The following is a 12,405-nucleotide window of genomic DNA, read 5'->3' as shown; positions in this document are numbered from 1 at the left end:
CCACCCCCCATCGCGCCGTCACCGGCTGACGTCCTTCCTCCTCGCCGGTGCCATGCTGGTTCCCGCCGGACTCTCGATAGATTCCGTATCGGCGCAAGAGGCCGCGCCAGCGGCAGCAGTCTCGCCGGTGCGCGCAAAGGCAAAGGCCCTGGCAGCGGATCTCGTGGCGAAGATGACGCTGGACGAGAAGCTGGGTCAGTTGCTGAATACCGCTCCGGCCATTCCGCGTCTCAACATTCCGGCCTACAACTGGTGGACGGAATCGCTTCATGGTGCGCTGGGATCCCTGCCGACAACCAATTTTCCCGAGCCCATCGGCCTTGCCGCCACCTTCGATGCGCCGCTCGTGCGGGATGTGGCCGGAACGATCAGTTCCGAAGTGCGCGGACTTCACGCCCTGGCGCGCAAGACCGGGCGTATGGGGCGCATCGGTACCGGCCTCGACACATGGTCTCCGAATATCAATATCTTCCGTGATCCGCGATGGGGAAGGGGGCAGGAGACCTATGGCGAGGACCCCTATCTCACGGCGCGCATGGGCGTTTCCTTCGTGGAAGGGATGCAGGGCCCGGATCCCGACCTTCCGGACGTGATCGCCACGCCAAAGCACTTCGCCGTCCATAACGGCCCGGAATCGACGCGCCATCATGCCAATGTCTTCGTCTCGCGCCACGATCTGGAAGATACGTATCTGCCCGCTTTCCGCGCGGCGATCGTGGAGGGCAAGGCCGGTTCCGTCATGTGCGCCTACAATCGCGTTGACGGACAACCGGCCTGCGCCAGCCAGGAACTTCTGCAAGAGCACCTTGTCGATGCCTGGGGCTTCCAGGGCTACGTCGTATCCGATTGCGATGCGGTGAAAGACATCAGCGACAATCACAAGTACGCGCCCGATGGCGCTGCCGCCGTCGCCGCCGCCATGCGCATGGGCGTGGACAGCGAATGCCACACATGGACCCTGTCCGATACCGACGGGTTGACCGATCGCTATCGCGAGGCGCTGGAGCGCGGGCTCATCACCGTCAACGATGTCGACAGGACACTCATCCGTCTCTTCTCAGCCCGCCTGCGCAATGGCGACTTGCCCGGGGTGCGCAAGCTGAGCACCGATACGTCCTCCGCCGCCGATGTCGGAACATCGGCCCACGGCGCGCTTGCGCTCAAGGCTGCGGAAGAGAGCCTGGTTCTTCTCAAGAACAACGGAATTCTGCCATTCCAGACTGCCGGGATGAAAGTGGCCGTGATCGGCCCCTTCGGCGATGCCACCCGTGTGCTGCGCGGCAATTATTCCTCGACCATTTCGGCCCCGCCGATCTCGGTAGTCGAAGGATTGCGACAGGCCATGCCGAAGGCATCCGTTTCCTATGTTCCTTTCGGAGAGACGGTGACCGATGGCGATCCGGTGCCGGAAACCGCCCTTGTCAGCGAGGATGGGAAGCCGGGTCTCACGGCGCGCTACTACAATGTGGTGGGCACGCCGCCCAAGCTCTTTGCCCCGGGCAAGCTGGACGAATATCTGAAGACGGTGAAATTCTCGGAAAAGCCGGTCGTGACCCGGCGAGAGCGCAGCGTCGATGGGCGGAGCCTGGACCTGGCGCAAGTATCCGATCATCACCGGGTAGTCTGGACCGGCTACCTCGTTCCGCCGGAGAGCGGCACTTACCGTCTCGGGCTTTCCGGCTTCCAGAGCGGCCGAATGGACTTCGACGGAAAACCATTCGTCGACCTCAAGGACGCAAAATGGGGCAGCTTGCCCACCATGAAGACGGTCACCCTTGAGAAAGGGCATCGCTATCCGGTCAGGATCATCGGCGAGGCGCATACGGGAACTGCCGGGATAGGCTTTGCCTGGAAGCGGATTTCGACTGATCCCGCCGGTGACATGCGAAGCGCCGCACAGGCTGCCGATGTGCTTGTCGCCGTCGTCGGACTGACGTCCGATCTTGAAGCTGAAGAATCGCCGATCGAGATTCCCGGGTTCAAGGGCGGCGACAAGACCACGCTCGATATTCCTGCGGACCAGCAAAAGCTGCTGGAACAGGCCAAGGCAACCGGCAAGCCGCTGATCGTCGTGGCCATGAACGGCAGTCCGATCAACCTCAGCTGGGCCAAGGACAACGCCGATGCCATCCTAGAGGCATGGTATCCGGGCCAGTCTGGCGGCCTTGCCATTGCCAATGTGCTGACCGGCAAGGTCAATCCGACCGGCCGACTGCCCCTGACTTTCTATCGTAGCGTCGAAGATCTGCCGCCCTTCGACGATTACGATATGAAAGGACGAACCTATCGCTACTTCACCGGGAAAGCTGTCTACCCCTTCGGATACGGTCTCAGCTACACGACTTTCGGCTATGGCCCGGTGGCGGTTGAGCCTGCTGGAGGCGGGGCACACAATGGCCTTCGTGTGACCACGCAGGTCAGCAACACCGGCCAGCGCGCCGGCGGCGATGCAGTGCAGCTCTATCTCGATTTCCCCGATGCACCGGGCACACCCAACATTGCCCTGCGCGGTTTTCAGAAGGTGTCGTTGCAGCCGGGAGAAACGCGCAAGGTTACCTTCGACCTGTCACCGCGCGATCTCAGTTCGGTAACCCCGGATGGCGTTCGCAAAGTGCTGGAAGGCCAATACAAGGTGACGGTGGGTGGCGGTCAGCCCGGCTTCGATAATCCGACGCAATCGGCCGATTTCTCGGTCGACAAGGCGGTCACTCTGCCGAAGTAACCAGTGGTGATGTCCTCAGCGACGGCCCGTTCAGCGTGACGGGCCGCCCGGGGATCAATTCCACTTCGGCGCTGCGGTCGTTCAGACGGACGATCCGCTTTCCCGCTGTGCGACCGACCAGTTTTGCAGAGATCAGTTCGCCACCACGCCATCCCAGACTGACCTCGCAGGCGCCGCGTGTGCGCAAGCCCCGAGCGGAGCCCTGCGGCCACGCGCGGGGGAGGGCCGGCAGCAGGCGGATCTCGTCGTCCCGGCTTTGGACAAGCATTTCGGCGATGGCCGCCGCGCCACCGAAATTACCATCGATCTGGAACGGTGGGTGAGCGTCGAACATATTGGGATAGGTCCGCTCAGGACCGAGCAGGTAACGCAGGATACGGTGCGCATGATCGCCCTCGCGCAAGCGAGCCCAGAGGTTTGCGCGCCATGCCGTGGCCCAGCCAGTGGATTCGTCGCCCCGTAATTCCAGCGACTTGCGCGCAGCCATGGCTAGTGCGGGCGTCTCATCAAGGTTGATCTGGTGGCTGGGATAAAGCCCGTAGAGATGGGAAACATGGCGGTGATGCGGTTCGGGCGCGTCGGCATCCCAATCCTCCAGCCATTCCTGCAATTGGCCTTGCGACCCAATCCTGTCGGGTGCGAGCCGACTGAGGGCGTCGAGCATCTGTGCAGATAATTCACGATCCACGCCAAGGATGGTCGCAGCCTTTGCCGTCTGAGCGAGCAGGTCGCGCAGGATCTGCCGATCGACGGCAGGCCCGGCGCATACCGACGCGCCGCCGGGATGCTCGTTTTCCGGTGAGATCGACGGATTGGTGACAAGAAACCCGGTGGCCGGATCGCGCTGTAAGGTATCGAGGAAAAACAGCGCGGCTCCGCGCATCAGGGGATAGATGGAGCGCAGGAACTCCGTGTCACGGTGATAGTCGAAATGGTCCCAAAGGTGCGTGCATAGCCAGGCTCCGCCCATCGGCCACAGGCCCCATGCGGCTCCATCGATCGGTGCGGTGGCACGCCACAAGTCCGTGTTGTGATGCGCGACCCACCCCCTTGCGCCATACATCTCCCGAGCGGTGCGGGCACCGGTCTGCGCAAGATCGCGCACCAGTGACACGAGGGGGGCCACGCATTCGCCAAGCCCGCTCGGTTCGGCAGGCCAGTAGTTCATCTCGGTATTGATATTGATCGTGTACTTGGATCCCCACGGCGGATCGTCGCTGTCGTTCCAGATGCCCTGCAGGTTGGCTGGCTGGCTGCCGGGCCGTGAAGAGCAGATCAGCAGGTAACGTCCGTACTGGAAGTAGAGTGCGGCCAGGGCGCTGTCATCGGAAGTCTGGCTGGTGCGAATACGCTCGTCAGTGGGGCGGTGCGCCTCGGGCGTTTCGCCCAGATCGAGAGCAACTCGGCGATAGAGTTTCCGATGCGATGCGGCGGTGTCGGCAGCGATGCGCGCAAATGAATAGCGACTGGCCGCTTCGATCTGACCGCGCGTGATCTGCGATGGGTCACCGCTGACATCGTCGAACCCACGATAGCTGGTCGCCATGGCGATCAGGATCGTGACGGTGTCGGCGCCTTCCACAGCTAGCTTGCCATCGCTGACCGAATGCCCTCCGCCCTGATGCAAAATGCGTGCCCGAGCCTCGAAGCGCAGGGCACCCTCCACGCCATGAGCGCCGTTGTTCCGTCCGCTGAGGATCAGTGTGTCGCCATCTATCGTGAGTGCACTGTCGTGGGGTGCCTCCAGACCGACTAGGCAGTAGATCATGCCTGGCTGATCGGCCCACAAGCGGACGGCAATGACCTGATGGTCTGGCGATGCGACGACTTCGCGGGACCACGACACGCCATCGGCCTGGAAGGTTGTCGTCGCCAGCGCTGCATCGAGATCCAGTTCCCGCAGGTAGCTTCCCTGCTCGACGGCACCGAGGCTCGGCATCGCAATCGTCAGGTTCCCGAAGGTCTGATAGGCCATCTGGCTCAAGGGGCGAGCCATGAGCCTTTCATTCGCCAAGGCCTGCGCCTGCGTGAAGCGCCCTTGTTCGATCAATTGGCGGACCTGGGGAAGGACTGTGTGCGCCTCAGGATTGACCGGATTGTAGGGTCCACCAGTCCACAGCGTATCCTCATTGAGCTGCAGACGTTCCAGTCCCGAGCCACCGAAGACCATGGCCCCGATCCGACCGTTACCCACCGGCAACGCCTCGATCCACTCGTGCGCAGGCTGACGGTACCACAGGCGATCCCGGGAAAGCGGCATCGGCGCCGCTCCGGCTGTCGAAGACGAGCCGAATTCGCCCAAAGCCACGGCAGCGCTCATCGTGGCGGTACCCGTCAACAGCTTGCGCCGGCTCAAAGCGAAGTGATCTCTAGCCGAACCGGAAGGGTGGCCCAATGGGTTGGCTGGGTTGTCGACTGGAACGGTCATCGCCTTCTTGCTATCCTCTCCGCATGGACGAAAAGCGCTCAGCTCTTCGTCAGCAGCTATCTTGTCGGAGTAATGATAGCGCTATCCAATGTCGGACGGCAAGTGCGATCGTAGACCCTTGTGCCGGACCTTTCCCTGCTTTCAAACAAGCCCGGTATGACGGGCCGATCAGCTGGCGATAGCGAGTTCCGGTACTTCCTCAGAACCGGGAACTGGCTGGCGCGATCGTTGCGCATTCTCATCCGGCGTGCGGACATGCTGCAGGAACTGATCAACCTGCATCTTGAGCATGATCGCCTGCTGTTCCAGCTCGGTCGAGGATGTGAGCACCTGCGATGCAGCTGCACCCGTCGAAAGCGAAGTTTCGCGTACTTGCGCGATATTCGAGGTCACCTCGTCTGCGCTGCGGGCGGCAAGGTCAATGCTGCGCGCGAGATCCTGACCTGCCAGGGATTGCTGGTCCACGGCGGCTGCAATCGAGACCGAAGTCGCTTCCAGCTCCTCGATGTCCTTGCCGATGGCCCGCAGTGCCGCCACGCTGCATTCCGTCGATTCCTGGATTACGCGGATCTGCAGCGAAACTTCCTCCGCCGCCTTGCTGGTGCGGTCGGCCAGTTCCTTTACCTCCGACGCCACAACCGCGAAACCGCGACCCGCTTCGCCTCCGCGTGCAGCCTCGATCGAGGCGTTGAGCGCAAGCAGGTTGGTGCGGTGCGCGATGGTCGAAATGAGCTTCACGATCTCGCTTGCCTGTTCGGCCGAGACCGCCAGGGCGACGATTGTCTCGTCCGCATCCGATGCGGTAAGCGTGGCCTTGCGCGCGAGATCCGCCGAACTTGCGGCCTGACGGCTGATCTCGTTGATCGACATGGCGAATTCGTCACTGGCCGCCGCTGCTGCCGTAACCCCGGCCGAGGCTTCGTTCATTGCGGAAGAGACGTCACCCGTCTGCATGGCGGACTGTTCGGCCGCGGAGGCCATCGCCGTTGCCGTGACCTGTAGCTGGCTCGACGCAGCCGCAACGCCGCTGACGATCTCGCCGACGGTCTGTTCGAACTTGTTGGCCAGTTCGACCAGCACTCTTTTCTGCCTCGCGCGCATTTCCTCACGCTCGCGGCGAGCCTGCTTTTCGCGTTCGATTTCCGCCTGTGCCGCCTCGGCAGCTTCGGCACGCAGGCGTTCGATGCGAAGATAGCCGCGTCGGAATACCTCGATGGAACGCGCCATATCGCCGATCTCGTGCGGCGCATCGGTGTCGGGCACTTCGATGTTGTTGTCGCCATCGGCAAGCTTGCGCATCGCTTCGGTGATCTTGTGCAAAGGACCGGTTATGTCGCGCCGGGTCAGGCCGAGTGCCAAGGCTCCGTTGAGCGCTGCGATCAGGGCGAATGCGACCATCGCCCACTCGCTCCAGGCGATGAATGTATTGCCACGATCCTGTCCGACCATGGCGCGGGTCATCAACGCCTCGCCAAGGGCAATGGCCTTGGCCGACAGGTCCGCGCCCTCCCGGGAGTAGCCAGAGGCCCGATCCGCGACCTGCAGTTTGGCCGCAAGATCCGTCAGCCTCCTGTCGAGCTGGTCGAATGTCAAGGCGATTTCAGGATCGACCTCGCCCAGCTGCAGCCGAGCATTCGTCAGTTTGTCGTCCGCGGCCCCGAGCAGTGCCTGAGCAGCACTTATCCGCCTGGCATCGGCATCGGCATCCGCGCTGCGCGTATCGACTTGCGTGACGGCTTGGGAGATGTCGGCTCCCGCTTCAGACAGGAGCCTAGCCGATGCGCTCAAGCGAGCGTAATGTTGCGTGCCGCTCTGGATGGTCGAAAGTGCGAACCAGCAGGATAACGCGATGAAAAGCGAAAGACCCAGAAAGACGCAGATCACCACGCGCATTTTCGTCTCGATCGACTGGCGACCGAACCAGTTGCGCTTCTGTGCCCCTGTTACATCCGACATCATAGAGCTCCCCGAACCTTTTGGGAGCTTATGCAGCCCCACTTAAGAATACTTAAATGCGGCCGGCCGCATTTCGGGCAGGACCTGTCTGCCGCCGGGGGTCCTCGAAGGACGTATGTCGATAAAAACCGCGCAATACCCTGTCCGGGGTGATGCGTTCCGTGTGCCCGATGCTGGTTTCCCCGGCGCCGAGCATGAGCCAGCCGTCAGGCGCCAGTGTCGAGGCTAGGCGATCGAAGGCCTGGCGGCGGGTCACGTCGTCGAAATAGAGCAGGACATTTCGGCACAGCACAACGTCGAAACTGGTCGGCCGGGGCAGGGCATCGAGCAGGTTGTGCTGCTCAAAGCGTACCATCTTGCGCAACCTTTCCTGCGCCCGCCAGCCGCGTGGCGTTTCATCGAACCATTTGATCATCTGTCCCACGGCAAGCCCGCGCTGGATCTGGAACGGGGTGTAGCAGGCGTTGCGTGCCGCTTCGATCATGCCGGCCGAGACATCGGTGCCCAGAATGCTGATCGTCCAGCCCTCCCAGCGCGGTGCCTGTTCGGCAAAGAGCAAGGCAAGCGAGAGCGACTCCTGCCCCGTGGAACAGCCTGCGGACCAGATATTGAGCGTCCTGCTCGTGGCTCGAGCCTCTGCGAGGCGGGGCAGGACCTGCTTTGCCAACAGCTCGAACATGGCCCGATCGCGAAAGAAATAGGTCTCGTTGTTGAGCAGGGCTTCGACCAGTGTCTGCGCCAGCGGGGATCGGCGCGAAGTCGAGAGCGTGGCGATCAGCCGGTCCAGGTCGGCAATGCCATGTTCTCGGCTGAGGCCGGAGAGAGCCGTGCCGATCCGCCACTGGCGGCTGTCGTGAAAGGACTGGCCGGTTTCCGACTTGAGCAGGTCGGCAAGAATGCGCCGCGAGGTTTCGCTTATCTGCATGGAGCCACCCCCACGCTGTCCGCGATATGCCGCGCGATGGCCACGGGTGGAAGAATGGCGCTGGCGAGACCGGCCTCGACGATGGCGCGGGGCATTCCCCAGACGGCGGAGCTCGCTTCGTCCTGAGCGATGATCGTACCACCCGCCGCAACCAGACTGGCAGCGCCCGATACGCCATCACGCCCCATGCCGGTGAGGACGACACCGCAGGCATCGTTGCCGACTTCCTTCGCGAGAGAACCGAACATCCAGTCCACGGAGGGCATGCACCCGCTTTCGGATCGGCTGCGATCAAGGTGCACCGAAAGCTGACCCGATTGGCTTTGGACCGTGAGGTGGGCATCGCCGGGGGCAACCACGATCCGGTCGGGCGGGAGTGGCATCCCTTCCTGCGCAAGAACCGTCTCGTAGCCTGACGCACTCGCAAGCTGGCGTGCGAAGGCAGGCATGAAAGTCGACGGCAAGTGCTGCGTCACCAGAATCGGAATGCCCAGGCGGCGCGGCATCGCTTCGAACAGGCATGTCAGCGCATGTATGCCACCGGTGGAGGCGCCGATGGCCAGGAGGCCCGGGCGCTTTCGGAGAATGGGCCGCATGGCGTGCGTCGACCTCGGCTTGGGCGCGATTTCCGCATCGGCCGATCCAAGTTCGCGAATTTTCGCCAACAATGTCTGCCGATAAGCCTCGCGCGAACTGCGGACATCGGGCTTTGGCAATGTATCGGCAGCGCCGAGTGACAGGGCAGCAAGGGTCTGTTCTGCCCCGTCGACGGTAAATGAGGAGACCACCAGGATCCTGGCCCCGTTCGCCCGCGCGACGATTTCGGGCAGGGCTGCAAGACCACCCATGCCGGGCATGTCGAGATCGAGCAGGATGACGTCGACCGTGCACCGGCGCAGGACATCGAGGGCACTTTCGGCCGTGCTCGCACCCGCAACGACTTCGAGGTCGTCCGAGCTGCCCACCATGCGTCCGAGCGCGGTGCGAGCCACCAGTGAATCATCCACGATCATGAGCCTGACGGGCCGGCGCCAAGGGGCATGTGCGGAGCTTGGCCCGGTCCCAGCCATTACCATCGACGTGACACTCAGGCAGCGCCGACGAGTTGCAGCTTCATGTGCAGAGTTTCGCGATCGAAGGGTTTCATGACGTATTCGTCGGCACCTGCTTCAAGCGCGATGCGAATATGCGCGATATCGCTTTCGGTGGTGCAGAAGACGACCTTGGGTTGTGGAGCCTCTGCGCCGTCGCGCAACAGTCGGATGAATTCGAGGCCGTCCATCACCGGCATGTGCCAGTCGAGCAGAATGAGGTCGGGCATGGACTCCTCACAGCGGATTACGGCCTCGCGCCCGTTCACTGCCTCGCGCACCTCGAAGCCCAGCGCCTGCAAGGAACTGCGCAGATAATTGCGGATCATGCGCGAGTCATCGACGATCAGGCAGGTCTTCATCGCTCGGTCCTTCGTTCGCTCACGAACCGAGGCTAGGCCGCCAGACGTAACCAAGCCCTTAAGCGGCACGCGCTTCAGGCGGTCCTGCAATCAGGGCCGCAACCTCGAGCAACAGTAGCGGGCCATCGTCGGTCTCGACCATGCCCTGCGCCATGTCTGCCCAGTTGCTCTGCAACCGCCCACTAGGCGGGAACGGATCGGATCGAGCCTCCGCAACGCCGTGAATGGTGTCGAGCAGCAGGGCGTAGGCATGGCCGTCATGTACCGCGATTGCCGCACTCGCGCCGGCTTCGCGGTTCGGCGAAATTCCGAGACCAAGGGCGCAGCGACAGTCGACAACGGTCAGGACGCGGCTGCGCAAGGTGGACAGACCGGCGATATGCGAAGGGCTGCGCGGAACCGGGACCAGAAGCTCCAGTTCATTGACCGATTCAATGTGATCGACGGGCAGGGCGACTTTCTCGCCAGCAATCGCAACAGTCAGCAACAACGCGCTCACAGTCGTATCCTTCCGCCGGACTGGCGCAAGGCCGAGAGCAATCCGGCGTGGTCGTAGCGGTAGATGCTGTCCGGATCGTCCGGCGCTTCCATCGCGCTTGAGCGCAGGCGAATGACTTGCCGTGCACCGGCAGGTCCGGACTCTCCGGGTTGCGCAATGATCGCAAGGTCCAATTCGGCTTCCGCGGCTTCGACGACACGGTAACCGGCCGCTTCCACCATCGGTCGCACGAAATTCTGCAGCCAGGTATCTCCTGGAGGCAAGTGGCATAGGGGAGGCTCGTCGCGGACCGGCACAGCCGCATGGCGAGCGAACAGCTTGTAAGGGGAGATCAGGGTCGCCGCTTCGCCGTCGATCAGCAGAACGCCTTCGGCCTCCCCGCCAGCCTCAGCGGCCAGGAGCTCCGCGTCGATCTGGCGCACGCCAAGCGCGTCGCGTATGGCGTAGCCGATTTCCCGCATGCCGTCGGTCAGGCGAAAAAGCCGCAGCGAAACTTCCGGAAGTTCCTCCAGGTGGGCACCGGCGAGGGGGAGAATCCGATCGCCGACAACCACCAGCATACGTTCGCCTTCGGTCTCGACCGCGTCGATCTCGACTTCGTCGAGGCGGTCGACGACAGCCATCGGGATTGCCTTGCGCCTGCCATCAAGTCCGATGAACAGAAGGACGGGCGTGGTTCGCACAGCCCCGCTGGCTTCGTGCGCGTCATGACGGGTGCTGCGTTCGAGCGCATCGAGTTGCAGACCGGCAACCTTCGCCAGCCCATTGACCTCCAGCAGAAGCATGGGAAGGCCGTCTTCGGTAAGCGTGGTGCCGGCGTAGAGACCAGTTGCAATGATCGCGGGAGCCGCCGGCTTGACCACCAGTTCCTCGTGCGTATGCAAGCAGTCGACGGCGAGGACGAAAAGCTCTCCTCCGCCCAATCGCAGCACTATCAGCGTGCGATCATCATCTGCAGCATCGGTTTCGCAGCCGAGCAGTTCGGCAAGGACAACGCAGGGCAGGCGACTATCGCGTATCTTGACGAGCATCGTGCCGCCGTGGCGCGTAATCTCGGTGCGACCGGTTTCGACTTGAACGATCTCCTCGATAGCGGATCGCGGAATGGCAAATTTCTGCCCAGCGATGCTCACGGTGAGGGCGGGGATAATCGTCAGTGTCAGAGGAACGCGCAGGGTGAGACGGGTGCCCTGTCCCGGGGTGCTGTCCACTTCGATGGATCCGCCGACACGCTCGATACTTGCCCGTACGACATCCATGCCGACGCCGCGTCCGGATATGGCGGTGACCGTCTCTGCGGTCGAAAGGCCGGGCTCGAAGATCAGGGAGAGGCGGTCCTGCGCCGACATGCGACCGATCGTCACGGGATCAACGATCCCGGCTGCAAGCGCCTTGTCGACAAGCCTTGCCTCGTTGATCCCACAGCCATCGTCGACGATGTCGATAAGGATTTGGTTGCCGGACTGACGCGCGCCAACGCAAAGGCGTCCCACTGGCCGTTTGCCTGTCGACAGGCGCGCGGCGGGCGCTTCAATCCCGTGGTCGATAGCATTTCGGATCAGGTGTGTCAGCGGATTGCGGATGACTTCGATCATCTCGCGATCGAGTTCGACGTCGGCGCCGTCAATCTCGATCTGGACTTGCTTGTCCAGTTCCGCGGACAAATCGCGCACCAGACGGGGAAAGGAAGAGAACAGTCCCTCCAGACACTGCATGCGGGTTCGCGTCATGGCGTCGCGGACATCGGCTATGATCGAAGATAGCCGGTCGAATGGTTCGTGCACACTGGCCTCGAGCGAAGTCTCGCGCAGGCGTCGGGCCAATTCGTTGCGGGCCAGGACCATGTCTGAAACGCCGCTCATCACCCTGTCGAGCAGTTCGACGGGAAGGCGGATCGTGCGCCGGCCTGCTGGCACCTTCGATTGCGCCAGTTCATCGTTCAGGGCTGCCAACCGCAGCGGGTCGTTCGAACCATCGCCTTGCGGTGCCAGCGCGGCAATCAGCGCTTGGTCGCCCCCCTCCGGAAATTCACTTCCGCCTTCGATGGTGTCGACCATGTCTCCAATGCGATCGATGATCCCGAGGACGGCGCTCACCAACATGGAATCGGGTTTGCGACGGTCGGCGCGAACGTCGGCCAACACGTCTTCGACCGCATGGCTCAGTGCTTCGAGGCGCGGAAAATCGAAGAAACCGCAATTGCCTTTAACGGTGTGAAAGAAGCGGAAGATGGCATCCAGGCGTACGCGGTCGCCCGGATCGTCCTCCCAGGCGATCAGCTCCCCGCCCAATGCCTCGAGCATTTCGCGCGTTTCAGCCAGAAAATCGGCAAACAGATCGTCCATTCACGCCCCCCGGTGGAGGAAGTTATGACGCGCAAAACTTTAACCAAGCGTTAGAATTCTTGCGAGATCGTAACTGG

At 62.6% G+C, this 12,405-nt stretch carries 8 protein-coding genes; 1 reads left to right on the top strand and 7 read right to left on the bottom strand.

Going from position 1 to position 12,405, the window contains the following annotated elements; all coding sequences use genetic code 11:
• Nucleotides 1-52: 52 nt before the first annotated feature.
• The gene (locus SPHV1_RS12315; protein ID WP_054946386.1) at nucleotides 53-2,722 is read left to right on the top strand and encodes a glycoside hydrolase family 3 C-terminal domain-containing protein; all 2,670 of its coding nucleotides are present in this window, start codon (nucleotides 53-55) and stop codon (nucleotides 2,720-2,722) included.
• Here SPHV1_RS12315 and SPHV1_RS12310 read toward each other — a convergent pair.
• The 7 genes from SPHV1_RS12310 to SPHV1_RS12280 form a co-directional block, all read right to left on the bottom strand.
• Nucleotides 2,706-5,150 carry a glycoside hydrolase N-terminal domain-containing protein gene (locus SPHV1_RS12310; protein WP_082430988.1) on the bottom strand — a complete coding sequence of 815 codons (2,445 nt, stop codon included), beginning with the start codon at nucleotides 5,148-5,150 and terminating at the stop codon, nucleotides 2,706-2,708. The two genes, SPHV1_RS12315 and SPHV1_RS12310, sit on opposite strands and share 17 nt — an antisense overlap.
• 168 nt (nucleotides 5,151-5,318) lie before the next feature.
• On the bottom strand, nucleotides 5,319-7,106 hold the full coding sequence (locus SPHV1_RS12305; protein ID WP_197277718.1) for a methyl-accepting chemotaxis protein: 1,788 nt from the start codon (nucleotides 7,104-7,106) through the stop codon (nucleotides 5,319-5,321).
• A 52-nt stretch (nucleotides 7,107-7,158) separates the two neighbouring features.
• Nucleotides 7,159-8,031 carry a protein-glutamate O-methyltransferase CheR gene (locus SPHV1_RS12300; protein WP_082430987.1) on the bottom strand — a complete coding sequence of 291 codons (873 nt, stop codon included), beginning with the start codon at nucleotides 8,029-8,031 and terminating at the stop codon, nucleotides 7,159-7,161.
• Nucleotides 8,022-9,044, bottom strand: coding sequence for a chemotaxis-specific protein-glutamate methyltransferase CheB (gene cheB, locus SPHV1_RS12295; protein ID WP_054946336.1), 1,023 nt, complete (start codon nucleotides 9,042-9,044; stop codon nucleotides 8,022-8,024). Before cheB ends, SPHV1_RS12300 begins: the two co-directional genes overlap by 10 nt.
• Before the next feature lie 74 nt (nucleotides 9,045-9,118).
• Entirely contained in the window at nucleotides 9,119-9,484 is a 366-nt protein-coding gene (locus tag SPHV1_RS12290) for a PleD family two-component system response regulator (RefSeq protein WP_054946335.1), read from the bottom strand.
• 58 nt (nucleotides 9,485-9,542) lie between these two features.
• On the bottom strand, nucleotides 9,543-9,983 hold the full coding sequence (locus SPHV1_RS25470; RefSeq protein ID WP_054946334.1) for a chemotaxis protein CheW: 441 nt from the start codon (nucleotides 9,981-9,983) through the stop codon (nucleotides 9,543-9,545).
• Nucleotides 9,980-12,328, bottom strand: coding sequence for a chemotaxis protein CheA (locus SPHV1_RS12280; RefSeq protein ID WP_054946333.1), 2,349 nt, complete (start codon nucleotides 12,326-12,328; stop codon nucleotides 9,980-9,982). Before SPHV1_RS12280 ends, SPHV1_RS25470 begins: the two co-directional genes overlap by 4 nt.
• Nucleotides 12,329-12,405: the final 77 nt, after the last annotated feature.

Source organism: Novosphingobium sp. KN65.2 (genome assembly GCF_001368935.1).
Lineage (GTDB): Bacteria > Pseudomonadota > Alphaproteobacteria > Sphingomonadales > Sphingomonadaceae > Novosphingobium > Novosphingobium mathurense.
This window is presented reverse-complemented; position numbering and strand designations above follow the sequence as displayed.